Raw genomic sequence first — 13,026 nt, 5'->3', positions numbered from 1 at the left:
CGAAAATGGCACTAAAGAAGTTTATCGTTCATAATTTCGAACAACCCAAGGGGATAGCATGGGCAATATATTTAACAGACCAATGGTCGGCGTAGTGATGTGCAGGTATAGGTTAAACGAGCATCTCACCCAGACCTTGCAAGAAAAGTACCTGAATGCAGTAATCACCGCCGGAGGGTTGCCGATCGCCCTGCCGCACGCGTTGGCGGAGCCCACACTGCTGGAAGAATTGCTGCCGCACCTCGATGGCATTTTGCTGCCCGGCAGCCCCAGTAACGTGCAGCCGCACCTTTATGGTGAAAACGGCGATGAGCCTGACGCCGATCCTGGGCGAGATGAATTGAGCCTGGCGCTGATCCGCCATGCGCTCGACAGGCACATTCCCCTTTTCGCCATTTGCCGCGGCATGCAGGAAATGGTGGTTGCCACCCAAGGCACGCTGCATCGTCGTTTGTTTGAACTGCCCGAACTGCTCGAACACCGTGAAGATCACGATCTGCCGCTGGATCAACAATACGCCCCCGCCCACGAAGTCATCGTTCAGGATGGCGGGCTGCTGTCGCAACTGATACCGGATTGCAACAGATTCTGGGTCAACTCACTGCACGGGCAAGGGTCAAAAACCCTCGGCCCCAACGTCCGCATCGAGGCCCATGCCGCCGATGGGCTGGTGGAGGCGATCAGCCTGCGTGACCAGCCCTTCGCGCTGGGCGTGCAATGGCACCCGGAATGGAACAGTGAGGAGTACGCCCTGTCGCGCCTGTTGTTTGAAGGCTTCATTACCGCTTGCCGGCACTACCAAAAGGAAAAACGCCTATGAGCGATGTCAGCTTGGCACCGGGGAAACGTCTGTCGCAGATCCGTCAGCAACTAGGGTTGTCACAGCGCCGCGCCGCCGAACTGTCTGGATTAACCCACAGCGCCATCAGCACTATCGAACAGGACAAAGTCAGCCCGGCCATCAGCACGCTGCAAAAACTGCTGACGGTGTATGGATTGTCGCTATCGGCATTTTTCGCCGAGCCGGAAAAACCGGATGAAACGCGGATTGTCATCGATCATGAAGACCTGATCGAGATTGGCAGCCAGGGGGTGTCGATGAAGCTGATCCACAACGGCGACCCCAACCGTACGCTGGCGATGATGATCGAAACCTACGAGCCGGGCACCACTACCGGCGAACGCATCAAACATCAGGGGGAAGAGATCGGCACCCTGCTGGAAGGCGAAGTGCTGCTGCAGGTCAACGGGCAGAACTATCACCTGTTGGCCGGCCAGAGCTACGCCATCAACACCGGCATTCCCCACAGTTTCAGCAACACGTCGGCGCGGATTTGCCGGATTATCAGCGCCCATACCCCGACGACATTCTGATCAACGGAGCAAGGCATGGACTTCCATCACCTGCAGTATTGGCAACACCGGGCGCAAGCCCTGAATATTGAGAACCGACTCTTTATTAATGGCCGTTATCAAGAGGCCGCTGAAGGCGAAACCTTTACCCTGGAGGATCCTGCCGCGCAGCGCGAATTGACGCAGGTGGCGCGGGGGAGCAGCGCCGATATCGATCTGGCTGTCAGCGCGGCGCGCGAGGTGTTTGAGCGCGGCGACTGGTCACGGGCCGCACCGGCGCAACGCAAGGCGACCTTGCTGCAACTGGCGGCATTGATGGAGCAGCACCAAGAGGAACTGGCATTGCTGGAAACGCTGGATACCGGCAAGCCGATCCTCCACAGCCTGCGCGACGACGTGCCTGGCGCTATCCGCTGTCTGCGCTGGTACGCCGAAGCTGTCGACAAGGTCTACGGCGAAATCGCCCCCACCGGCGGCGATGCACTGGCGCTGATCGAACGCGAGCCGATCGGCGTGGTTGGCGCTATCGTACCCTGGAACTTCCCGCTGCTGCTGGCCTGCTGGAAACTCGGCCCGGCGCTGGCCACCGGCAACAGCGTGATCCTCAAACCTTCGGAAAAATCCCCGCTGAGCGCGATCTATCTGGGCAAGCTGGCGCAACAGGCCGGGTTACCGGACGGCGTGCTGAACATCATCCCCGGTTACGGCCACGATGCGGGCAAGGCGCTGGCGCTGCATAACGACGTCGACGCCCTTACCTTCACCGGTTCCACCCAGGTCGCCAAACAACTGATGATCTACGCCGGGCAATCCAATATGAAACGGGTATGGCTGGAAGCCGGCGGCAAAAGCGCCAATATCATTTTTGCCGACTGCCCGGATCTGGATAAAGCGGCACAGGCCGCGGCGGCGGGTATCTTCTACAATCAGGGGCAAGTGTGTATCGCCGGCACCCGGCTGCTGGTGGAAGAGAGCATTCAACAGGAATTCTTGCAAGCCCTGCGCAAGCATGCGGCAGCCTTTATACCGGGCGATCCGCTCGATCCGACCACGGTGATGGGCACGCTGATCGATCAGGCTCACTGTGAAAAAGTGGCCGATTATATCGAGCAAGGGTTGAGCCAAGGCGCAGCGCTGTTTCTTGATGGCCGCGAGCACCCGCGTAGCGGCCATGCCGGTTATCTCGGCCCAACCATTCTCATCCAGGTGGATAACGCCATGAGCGTGGCGCGCGATGAGATTTTCGGCCCGGTACTGGCGGTGACGTCCTTTAACGGCGAACAGCAGGCATTGCAATTAGCCAACGACAGCGAATACGGCCTGGGAGCCGCCGTCTGGACGCGCGACCTGTCCCGCGCCCACCGCATGGCTCGACAGTTAAAAGCCGGTTCGGTTTTCGTCAATAACTACAACGACGGAGACATGACCGTGCCGTTCGGCGGCTACAAGCAAAGCGGCAATGGCCGCGACAAATCGCTGCACGCGCTGGATAAATTCACCGAACTGAAAACCACCTGGATTTCGCTGGAATAAGGGCCCCTATCATGACTGAACACGTAAAAAGCTATTATGCGGCTTCGGCCAACAGCCATCAGCCCTACCCGCAACTGAATGAATCTATTGAATGCGATGTTTGTATCGTCGGCGGTGGCTACACCGGTCTGTCTTCTGCGCTGTTCCTGGTAGAGGCGGGCTACAACGTGGTGGTGCTGGAATCCGCCCGTATCGGCTTCGGCGCCAGCGGCCGTAACGGCGGCCAGTTGGTGAATTCCTATAGCCGCGACATTGACGTCATCGAAGAACGCTATGGCGCAGAAAGCGCCCGGATGCTCGGCAGCATGATATTCGAAGGCGCAGAGATCATTCGCAGCCGTATCAAGCGATACGCCATCGAATGCGACTATCGCCCCGGCGGCATCTTCGCCGCGCTGAACAACCGGCAATATCATGCGCTGATCGAGCAGAAACAACATTGGGAGCGCTACGGCAATACCCAACTGGAGTTGCTGGACGCAGAGCGGATCCGTGAAGAAGTGAACAGCGAACGTTACGTCGGCGCGCTGCTGGATCACAGCGGCGGCCATATTCATCCGCTGAATCTGGCGCTCGGTGAAGCCGAGGCGATTCGCCTGCAGGGCGGGCGCATCTTCGAGCAGTCGGCGGTGACCCATATTCGCCACGGCGAGCCGGCGCTGGTCAACACCGCCGGTGGCCAGGTGAAGGCTCGCTATGTGATTGTGGCCGGTAATGCTTATCTGGGCGACAAGCTGGAACCCCGGTTGGCGAAACGCAGCATGCCGTGCGGCACGCAGGTGGTAGCCACCGAACCGCTGGCGCCGGAAGTGGCGCAGTCGCTGATCCCGCAGAATTACTGCGTGGAAGACTGCAACTACCTGCTGGATTATTACCGCATTACCGGCGATAACCGCCTGCTGTACGGCGGCGGCGTGGTGTATGGCGCACGCGATCCGGACGATATCGATAATCTGATCCGGCCAAAACTGTTGAAAACCTTCCCGCAGCTGAAAGGCGTTCGCATCGACTACCGCTGGACCGGCAACTTCCTTCTCACGCTGTCGCGCATGCCGCAATTCGGCCGGCTGGAGAATAATGTGTATTACATGCAGGGCTACAGCGGTCACGGCGTGACCTGTACCCATCTGGCGGGCAAGCTGATTGCCGAGCTGATGCGCGGCGATGCGGAGCGTTTCGATGCCTTTGCCAAGCTGCCGCACCTGCCGTTCTTCGGTGGCCGCAACCTGCAAATTCCGTTCACCGCAATTGGCGCCGCTTACTATACGCTGCGAGATCGGATGGGGGTGTGATGCAAGGGGCCCAGCATGCTGGGCCCTTTATGCCAAGGATCAAACGATCTTCGGTTGACCGTCTGATGCGGTCGCGCCGCCGTCAACCGGGATGTTGGCGCCGTTGATAAAGCTGGCGTCGTCGCTGGCCAGAAACGCCATCACCGCCGCCACTTCTTCCGGCTCTGCCGCACGCCCCAACGCAATGCGCTCGTTGAACTTGTCGCGGATCTCCTGCGGCCAGCCATTGGTCATATTGGTTTTCACCAGGCTCGGGCACACCGAGTTAACGCGTACACCGTCACCGCCGTGATCCAGCGCCATGGCGCGCGTCAGGTTGACCACCGCCCCTTTCGCCGCACAGTAATATGCCGCGCCCCAGTCGCCCCCCAGGCCGGATACCGAGGCGGTGTTAACGATACAACCCTTGGTTTTCAGCAGATAAGGCATGGCGAATTTGGAACAGAATACTACGCCGTCGATATCCACCCCAGCGATGCGTCGCCAGTCGGCCACGCTGGTTTCCAGCACTGTACCCGCCACGTGTACGCCGGCATTGTTCAGCAACACGTCGATGCGGCCCAGTTTTGCCGCCACCTCGTTCATCATTTTTTCAACCGCAACCGGGTCGGAAACGTCGATGTGTACCGCCAGCGCCCTGCCTTTCGGCAGTGAGGCGGCAACGGTATCTACCGCGTCCTTAGCCCAGTCCGCCAGCACCACCACAGCTCCCTCGGCGGAAAATCGGCGTGCCGCCGCTTCCCCCATCCCATTGCCTGCGCCGGTGATCACTACCACTTTATTGTCGAAACGCATGAAACCTCCTCCATGTGAATATATTTCTATAAATCATACAAATCCTGCTGAGATCCGAGGATAAAACTCATGGAGGGCAAGAGCCAGTCAAAACGTGCGGTTTATTAACCCAAAAGAGGTATTAATAGCAATTTCAATGCACTGGAATAATCATTCTCGGAATTAAGCCAATTAATTGATGGATATAATAAAATTTACCACAGCAACTATTTCAAAGAGAGATTACCTGACACACCGCAGACAGCAGGGAAAATCCTCAATCTATCCCCATGAAGTCATCGCATCTAAAATAAAAATAAAAAAATGCCGTCAGCCTCCCTTTTAGTTAGAGTGATTGTTTTAAATAGAGAATATTTTTTCATCCAAAATTATTAATTAATAAAAATCAAGAAAGATATAATATGCAATTAAAATCAATGACTTTTGAATTAATTAAAAAGATCTCGGCATTTCAATAACAAGCCATAAAATATCGCCACAGTAATGGCAATTGACAAATAGAGTGCTAATCAATGAATAATTCATCATTCCAAACGCAACACAAAAAAAAGAATCGTCCACAAGCATTAAAAAAATACTCATCTATACTTCTTTTGTCGAAGAAATTAGTAGACACGGCCTTATTTTAATCGAAATAACCATGTTCTTTTCAAAATCTAAATGCAGGAGTTACCTATGTCTACCTTGATCCAAATTAATGTCACAAACAACAGTCAATCTCTTCAAAACTTTTTCTTCTTCCAACAGCCGTCTATTTATGTAGGGGGGCCAGTAGTCTATTCCAACAGCCTACTGTCTACGCCCATCCTGCCATCGTCTCAAGGCGGCAGTGTTTATACATTTTTGCTGAATTTACAGTACTACGCCGGCGTGCAACAGCAGGTCACTCCGCCTCAGGTTGGCCAACCTTCAGGTTACACTTCGGCTATTCAACCCATCGGGTTGACACCTGCCGCGGGCGGAGCAGCCACCAACAACAGCTCCGCCATGATCGTCAACCCAGCCTTGGGCTTGGCTCCGCCGGTCCCGGCAGTGGGGGTACAGCCGGGAGCGTTCCGCATCGTATCTCCTACCTATAATCCCGGACTGACCCAGTACAATGGCGGCTCCGCCGTGCAACTGATTAACGGCACCGTGATATTATCTAACTTTGTAACGGTCAATCCCAGCAGCAACCTGGACTGTCAGCCAATCCTCAAATTTTACGTACAGACAGGCCAATATACTTCAGGAACGGTCATGAACTTTACCAGTTCATCCGCGAATGCAGCGTTATGTGATGCCACCGGCGGTTTCACCACCTTTAACGTGACTTATAACATTGACGGCACCTGGACTATCACTCCAAGCGTTAGTCGAACCGTTTTGCAAACTTATGTTAATGATAGTGCAGCCATTAGCGCCACGGCGCATAATGCTGAAATAAAAAATGAAGCGGGCACTAAGGTTATTAGTCAGGGATATGCCCATAATTTTCATTCTCCCGTGACCGTCAGTGAACTAACAGACCACACCGACATTCACCTTCACGGAGAATATCAGGTTGGCCAACCTGGCGGGCACTTTACTGGGCGGATGTGCATTGCCAAAACGGATAGCAGCGCAACATTCAAATAACCAGCCAAGATTATTACACGCGAATAAAATATCCTATTGAAAATATATCGAATGTATTATGCATTTTAATACCTTCCGGCGGTGGTCAATTAACTTTGATCACTGCTTTATCAATGCTTTCGCTGCTTTTTATTTTGCGTTAAAATTAAACGGAAATATTTTTAGAGCCTGTTTTATTCGGGTGTGTTTAAAAAATGGATACTATTAGGCAGGGTATTATAAAGATGGTTGCCGGTTACTTTCCCGACCGTCATGTTATGGCGTAAGCGTCCATCGAACACTCCAACGTTACGCAGCCTAAGCACAACCTTTTCACAACAGAAAAAAAGACTGAGACGCCGCTTTATTATTTATGCGCCAATCTGTTTTGCTGTTGCCAATAATAAATTATTGGAACGTCATCGAGGAATCGAACCCCAGTCCGCCAGTAAATAAATTCACCGCCGCTCTTCCTGCTGAGCTAATGACGTATTCATTAATACTCCGGGCGAACCCGGAGTTTATTCGAGCAACGCTTTTATTTCTCATCCGCTCCGGCTTAAGCCATCATCGCTATCGCAAGAAATAAAACATTACCTTAAAATCATAAAACCACTACGTTGCCTGCTGAAGGGCCTTTTGCACCACTTTCGATGGTGAACTCAACGCGCTGGCCTTCATCAAGAGTTTTGAAATCATTGCTCTGAATGGCAGAGAAGTGCACGAACACGTCTTTGCTGCCGTCTGCCGGAGAGATGAAACCAAAACCTTTACCTGCATCAAACCATTTTACCAAACCAGTCATTTTAGTAGACATAGATATTTCCTTTATATTTTGAGACGCCATAAGGCGATAGAGGTCTGTTTTTGTTGGAAACTTATTGGGCACTAGAGAAGGTAATTCGCGGGAGAAGAGGTATCTATGGGATATCACTAATACTGAGAACTGCTTTACTAAAACTGCTTTCATAAGGTCTGTACTACAAACCGATGACGCTATTTACACACAGCTAGATTATTTAAGCAAGGAATATTTATAATTATATTTATACACCCTATGAATTTATTACGTTCAACACGATGAAAGCTCGCCGCTGAGAAAGGCAGCATAAAGACGGAAGAAAAATTTTCCGCTCCGCACGGATATCAGGATGGATTGTGGCCGCGATTCATTATAAAACTGCTGACATGTTCCTTTCTGATCGGCTGTAGCATGATGATCGATATGTCCGCGGTAATCGCCGTTTTCACCCTGTATGTGGTCGGCGTAGTGGTGCCTGGCCCCAACTTTGTCGCCGTAGCGCATAAAGCCGTATCTGCGCGCCGGGCGGAAGCTTTCGCTCTGGTAGCCGGTATCGTGCTGGTCAATCTGTTCTGGGCCAGCGGCGCGATTCTCGGCATCGGCCTGGTTTTTGCCCTGTTCCCCTGGCTGGCGATGGCAGTCAAAATCGCCGGTGCCGGTTATCTTATTTGGTTTGGTTGCCGTCTGTTCGCCAAAGCAAAACCTGTCTCAGGTTTGATAAGCGCCAGCGCCCGTGAAAAAAGCGGATCACGCGTCGCTTTTGTACAGGGGATCGCGACCAATATTGCCAATCCTAAATCTGTCGCCTTCTACGCGGCGGTATTCTCGTCAGCGGCACCGGCGCATGTCTCAGCGGCGACCTTCGCCGCCATGCTGGCGGAAGTGGCGGTGATTGCCGGTTGTTGGTATGGACTGGTCGTTCTGGTGCTGTCGCACGCCCCTATTGCCAGCGCCTATCGCCGCAGCAAAGCCTCTATCGACAGAATTTGCGGCACGTTGATCGTCGGGCTGGGAATACGGCAGTTACTGCGTTGACGATGGGTGATGTACCCAATTTATCAGGCTGTTTACCAGGAAAATCCATGAAAATAACCGACCTCCCCTTCGGTATCACTGACTGGCAAGACATCGCCGCAACGGAGCACCCAGGCATTACCGGCATGGCCTATTGGCGAACTCGCCGGTTTGGCGACCTGCGCGTCAGAATGGTTGAGTACACGGCCGACTACCTCGCGGACCACTGGTGTACCAAAGGCCATATTCTTCTGTGCCTGAGCGGTGAATTGCATACCGAGTTGGCCGATGGCCGACGCTTTGTTCTGCTGCCGGGCATGAGTTATCAGGTGGCGGACGACGCCGAACCGCACCGCTCGTCAACGCAAGGCGGTGCGCGGCTGTTTATCGTCGATTAATGCCTGCGCCAGATTGCCGGCGTTGCCTGCCTTAGGCCCTAACCGATAATCGCGATGCCCAGGCGTTCCATGATCTGGAACGCCTGATAACTGTCCAGTTTTACCCCCTGCAAATCGACGCCGCGCACGTCCAACTCACCCAATTCAGAATTGGTCAGATCGCAATGGGTAAAGTTGGCGGCACGCCAGTCGAATGAAGAAAATTCGCCGCCGGAAAGATCGGAACCGCTAAAGGTCGCACCGAGGATCTGCGCCCCATTCCAGCGGTTTTCCCACAGCTCGCACTTCTCCAATACCACTTTCGAAAAATTGGCGTAGCTGAGGTTGGTTTTAGTGATGTAAGCGCTGCAGAACCCGATACGCGTGGTGATCATGTTCATAAAACTGGCACCGCGAAAATCGGCGCCCTGTGCACGACACTCGCGAATTTCAATGCCCAGCGCATGGGCATTTCTGAAATCAGCCATCGATAAATCGCAGTTTTTGAAGCTGGCGTCTTTCAGCAGCGCGCGGCTGAAATTGCCGCCTTGCTGGCTCTCGCGATCGTAAAACTGACAGCCGATGAACTCGGTGCCGGTCAGATCCGCCCCCGAGAAATCACAGTTACGGAAAGTGCCGTTTTCAATCTTCTCGCCGGTAAACCGGTTACGGCCAATTTTTTCACCATCCAAAGCCAACGTCATTGCAACCAACCTGTTTATTTATACAGTTAATGACGTATTATAAGCCGATCCGCACGGCCGGGAAAACCGCTTTGGCCTATTTTCTCCGCAGGAAGGCACAAAAAATCCGCGTGCAGCATGAGGGAACTTATGCCAGTTTGACCTTGATCCGGTTCATGTTCATGCCGGCGGTCTGAGCTTGTAATGCCCCCTGTGCAATCAAGGCGTACAGACGGAAATTCAAAAAGGTGTCCCCCACCGGATAAGGCGAATTCACCATCGCCTCGCCCACCACCCGCGAACCCTGGGTGTAATCGTCAGGGCAGGCGTCAAGCAGTTGACGGTCATGAAAATCCTGCGCCTGACCGCGAACCGCGTTTTCCGCAAAAATCCGCACCGGGGCATTCTCCACCAACAAGCGATGCCAGTCGGCGGTGAGCGCGGTTTTGTCTGCCGACGTCAGTTCACGTCGCCGGATCCACAAGGGCTCCAGCATTTCCGTCGCACACCAGTGGGTGCTCGGCCGCCCGGTGTGTTCGGTTACGTTGACGACAAAGATCGGGCGTTCGCCAAGCAGCGGCAGCAGTGCACGCAGCATCAGCTGTTCATCGGCGTTATCGCCGACCCACAGGGTCACTTGCCCGGTAACGGCGGCAAGTTGCGCTTTTAACGTCGTCATCCCCGCCTGGCTCTCTTCGGAAGTATCCCACTCAGGCGCGTGAACGGATTGGTATAAATCGCGCAACCAGCGGGTTCTGGCCTGCAACGCGCCATCGTCGTCGAGCGCATACAGCGGCCCGAATGACAGCCGGTCGGGAAAATCCAGTACGTCTTCTCCCGGGTAAGCCAACCGTACACAGCTGCCCGACAGTGCGATATGCACATCCTTCATCAACGTTCTCCTCACGCTCTTTCCTAAGATAATCCTGAGGTCGATTTTACAACTTTTCCCGTTTCGCTCTATGACAAACAATCCGAATATGCCGGACAAAATGCAAAAAACCGCCCAGAGGGGCGGTTGATTATGGGCGGCAGGCGCTTACTTCAAGGCTTCCTGTATGGCATCCGCCATGGGGCCAATGTGCTTTTCGGCGGCTTTCAGTTGAAAATCCACGCCGTTGCCGTCGTTGGTATCGGACAAGGTGGCCTTGATCAGCTCCAGCGCCGCCTGTACGGCCACTAGCCTTTTATGCTGCTCGTCCGTGACGGGTTTGGAGCTCATCGTCGCCGGGTAGTATTGCTCTAACATCGTTCTCTCCTTGTGATTGGGCCAACCCCTACCCTATCAGCCTTTCCCCCCTTTCTCTAATGAGGCAGATCACTGTATCGTCCCTCTGGCGTCTGGGTGGCGAAAAAGCGAACTAAAATAATGCCGCCGAGGCCCCACCTCGCTTACGGGGCTTTAGCGAAACTCAACCCAACTGGCGCCGGCATCGGCGGAACGCACGCAGTTTTCGACCCAACGCACGCCCATCGCCCCGGCATGCACGTCGGGGTACCAGAAATCTGCCAGGAAAGCCTCGTCCCGCCGGTCGGTGGCGTCCATCGCCAGCGCAAAACGTCGGTACAGATTTGACCAGGCTTCAAACAGCCCCTCGGGATGACCGCCGCCAATCCTGTCGTCCGCCAACGCAGCGTGATTCAGGTAAGGCATGCCCCGCTCCAGAATGCGCACCGGCTCGCCCTGTACTTCAAATCGCATTTGGTTAGGCTGTTCGTCCCACCATTCCAGGCTGGCCTTCTCGCCGACGATGCGCACCTTCTGGCCGTGCATCGAGCCGCTGTTGACCGCCGAACACCACATTGAACCGACCGCGCCGTTGTCGTACTCCATCAACACGTAGGCATTGTCTTCCAGCGGCGCACGGGTTTTGACAAAGCTCTGGCGGCTGCACATCAGACGTTTGATCTTCAATTGCGGCACCATGGTTTCCGCCAGGAACAGCGGATGGGTAGCCAAATCGCCCAATACATAGCTGGGGCCGACAAAACGCGGATCCACCCGCCAACGCGTGCTGGGGTTATCTTGCTCTACCGGCGCGGCGTGGAACCCGTGAGAGAACTGCATGTTGATAATGCGAATGTCGCCCAGCAGGCCGTCGGCAATCATCTGCCGGGCCTGCAAAATCAACTGGTGGCCGGAATAGCCGTAGGTGACGCCGATAATTTTATGCTGCCTTTGGCTCAATTCGACCAGTATTTGCGCCTCCTCGGCGGTAAAGCACAGCGGTTTTTCGCACACCACGTGCAAACCCGCTTCCAGCGCCGCTTGGCAAATAGCAAAGTGGGTGTTGTTTGGCGTGGCGATGGAAACAGCCTCGATACCCTCTGCCCTGGCGGCTTCTTCCCGAAACAGCGTGGCGTAATCCGGGTAACAGCGGTCCGCTGCCACTCCCAGGCTTTGCCCAAAACTGCACCCGCGCGACACGTCGATATCGAACGCGCCGGCCAACAGAGTGAAAGTGCCGTCGCGCAGCGCCGCAGAACGGTGGATATAACCGATTTGGCTGGTGCCGCCACCGCCGACCATGCCCCAACGCAGGGATCGTTCCAGAGGTTTAATGCCGTTGATCATCACGTTTCTCCCGATTAAAAACCGACTGTTCGCAAATAATTGAGGCTTTCCGTCACATCCTGCAGGCTGCCCTGCACCTGACGCGGATCCCGTTCCTGCTCAATGGTGATCCAGCCCTGATAGCCGCGCGCCGTCAATAATTCGCGCACGGCTGGATAATCAATTGCACCCTGCCCCAGTGGACACATCACCCCTTGTGCGCAAGCGGTAAAGAAATCCAGCCCGCGTTTCAGCACGTCATTGAACACCTGCGGGTTAACATCCTTGAAATGCAGGTAATCAATCCGGGAGAAATAGCGTTCGAGCCAGATAACCGGATCCATGCCGGAGTAATACAGGTGCCCGGTGTCCAGGCATAATCCGGCGGTTTGGTGCGGAACCTGGCTGACCAACAGTTCGATTTCATCGGCGAACTCGATACAGCCGCCGGCATGTGGATGGATCACCGGCCTGACGCCATATTCCTGCCAGGCAATCTCGCTGACCGTTTTGATGTGGCCGATCATCCGGTTCCAGTCGTCTGGCGCCAGCCGCGGTGCCTGCGATGACTGCCCGGCGAACCTGGCCCGCTGTGGATTGCCGAAGTCGATTATCACCAGATACGGCGGCGAGAAATGGCCTTCGCAAATGGGATGTGCCTTAGGTGCCTGCGACAAATTGCGACAAATGTTATGGGCCAGCGTCAGGATGTGCGCGAAGTTCTGCTCGCTGACCAGATCGTCAAAAATGGTGCCGGCCACCAGCGACAATTGGTGGTGGTGCAACTCTGCGGTCAGGGCCGCGGCCTCGATTGGCAGGTAGCCCCACGGCCCCAGCTCAATGCTGTGATAGCCTGCTGCGTTCGCCTCCTGCAGCACTTGGGCGTAAGGAGGAAGATAAGGATTTTTGGGATCATCCACACCCCAACTGCAGGGGGCATTGGCGATAGGCAAGGTCATTTTTCATTCCGTTTCGAGGTGGGTGTGACGCCAGTATCAAACAAATATTTCGAAACCATCAATGATGA

Annotated in this window: 14 protein-coding genes and 1 tRNA gene; 7 read left to right on the top strand and 8 right to left on the bottom strand. The window is 54.6% G+C overall.

What is annotated here, in order from left to right; translation table 11 throughout:
* Positions 1–58 precede the first annotated feature (58 nt).
* The 4 genes from puuD to SERAS12_RS10070 are packed head-to-tail and all read left to right on the top strand — an operon-like array spanning position 59 to position 4,178.
* Positions 59–820: a gamma-glutamyl-gamma-aminobutyrate hydrolase gene (puuD, locus tag SERAS12_RS10085; RefSeq protein WP_013812561.1), complete on the top strand. Its 762-nt coding sequence runs from the start codon at positions 59–61 to the stop codon at positions 818–820.
* On the top strand, positions 817–1,374 hold the full coding sequence (gene puuR / locus SERAS12_RS10080; protein WP_006320460.1) for an HTH-type transcriptional regulator PuuR: 558 nt from the start codon (positions 817–819) through the stop codon (positions 1,372–1,374). The genes puuD and puuR overlap by 4 nt, the downstream gene beginning before the upstream one ends.
* A gap of 15 nt (positions 1,375–1,389) precedes the next feature.
* Positions 1,390–2,886, top strand: a complete 1,497-nt coding sequence (gene puuC, locus SERAS12_RS10075; protein ID WP_013812560.1) for an aldehyde dehydrogenase PuuC — start codon at positions 1,390–1,392, stop codon at positions 2,884–2,886.
* Between the two features lie 11 nt (positions 2,887–2,897).
* A complete protein-coding gene (locus SERAS12_RS10070; protein ID WP_013812559.1) occupies positions 2,898–4,178 on the top strand; it encodes an FAD-binding oxidoreductase in 1,281 nt (426 codons plus the stop codon).
* A 39-nt stretch (positions 4,179–4,217) separates the two neighbouring features.
* Here SERAS12_RS10070 and SERAS12_RS10065 read toward each other — a convergent pair whose 3' ends face one another.
* Entirely contained in the window at positions 4,218–4,973 is a 756-nt protein-coding gene (locus SERAS12_RS10065) for an SDR family NAD(P)-dependent oxidoreductase (RefSeq protein WP_013812558.1), read from the bottom strand.
* A gap of 675 nt (positions 4,974–5,648) precedes the next feature.
* On the opposite strand from SERAS12_RS10065, the gene SERAS12_RS10060 reads away from it, so the two are divergent.
* The gene (locus SERAS12_RS10060; protein ID WP_013812557.1) at positions 5,649–6,590 is read left to right on the top strand and encodes a hypothetical protein; all 942 of its coding nucleotides are present in this window, start codon (positions 5,649–5,651) and stop codon (positions 6,588–6,590) included.
* A 391-nt stretch (positions 6,591–6,981) separates the two neighbouring features.
* Here SERAS12_RS10060 and SERAS12_RS10055 read toward each other — a convergent pair.
* Together SERAS12_RS10055 and cspA are read right to left on the bottom strand one after the other, a co-directional pair.
* Positions 6,982–7,060 (bottom strand) — tRNA-OTHER (locus SERAS12_RS10055).
* A gap of 113 nt (positions 7,061–7,173) precedes the next feature.
* The gene (gene cspA, locus SERAS12_RS10050) at positions 7,174–7,386 is read right to left on the bottom strand and encodes an RNA chaperone/antiterminator CspA (protein WP_004943356.1); all 213 of its coding nucleotides are present in this window, start codon (positions 7,384–7,386) and stop codon (positions 7,174–7,176) included.
* Positions 7,387–7,785: 399 nt separating this feature from the next.
* On the opposite strand from cspA, the gene SERAS12_RS10045 reads away from it, so the two are divergent.
* Together SERAS12_RS10045 and SERAS12_RS10040 are read left to right on the top strand one after the other, a co-directional pair.
* Positions 7,786–8,406 carry a LysE family transporter gene (locus SERAS12_RS10045; RefSeq protein WP_041416561.1) on the top strand — a complete coding sequence of 207 codons (621 nt, stop codon included), beginning with the start codon at positions 7,786–7,788 and terminating at the stop codon, positions 8,404–8,406.
* 47 nt (positions 8,407–8,453) lie between these two features.
* Positions 8,454–8,783 (top strand): DHCW motif cupin fold protein, encoded by a 330-nt coding sequence (locus tag SERAS12_RS10040; protein WP_013812555.1) that lies wholly within the window; start codon positions 8,454–8,456, stop codon positions 8,781–8,783.
* A gap of 38 nt (positions 8,784–8,821) precedes the next feature.
* Here SERAS12_RS10040 and SERAS12_RS10035 read toward each other — a convergent pair whose 3' ends face one another.
* From SERAS12_RS10035 to SERAS12_RS10015, 5 genes are all read right to left on the bottom strand, one after another.
* A complete protein-coding gene (locus SERAS12_RS10035) occupies positions 8,822–9,466 on the bottom strand; it encodes a Qnr family pentapeptide repeat protein (protein WP_013812554.1) in 645 nt (214 codons plus the stop codon).
* 127 nt (positions 9,467–9,593) lie between these two features.
* Positions 9,594–10,337: a DUF3658 domain-containing protein gene (locus tag SERAS12_RS10030; RefSeq protein WP_013812553.1), complete on the bottom strand. Its 744-nt coding sequence runs from the start codon at positions 10,335–10,337 to the stop codon at positions 9,594–9,596.
* A gap of 147 nt (positions 10,338–10,484) precedes the next feature.
* A complete protein-coding gene (locus SERAS12_RS10025) occupies positions 10,485–10,694 on the bottom strand; it encodes a hypothetical protein (RefSeq protein ID WP_004943339.1) in 210 nt (69 codons plus the stop codon).
* Between the two features lie 153 nt (positions 10,695–10,847).
* Positions 10,848–12,020: a Gfo/Idh/MocA family protein gene (locus SERAS12_RS10020; protein WP_013812552.1), complete on the bottom strand. Its 1,173-nt coding sequence runs from the start codon at positions 12,018–12,020 to the stop codon at positions 10,848–10,850.
* 14 nt (positions 12,021–12,034) lie between these two features.
* A complete protein-coding gene (locus SERAS12_RS10015) occupies positions 12,035–12,958 on the bottom strand; it encodes a TIM barrel protein (RefSeq protein ID WP_013812551.1) in 924 nt (307 codons plus the stop codon).
* Positions 12,959–13,026 lie beyond the last annotated feature (68 nt).

The sequence above is a fragment of the Serratia sp. AS12 genome, from assembly GCF_000214195.1.
Taxonomy (GTDB): Bacteria; Pseudomonadota; Gammaproteobacteria; order Enterobacterales; family Enterobacteriaceae; genus Serratia; species Serratia plymuthica.
The sequence above is the reverse complement of the archived record's forward strand: the minus strand, read 5'-3'. Positions and strand labels throughout refer to the sequence as shown.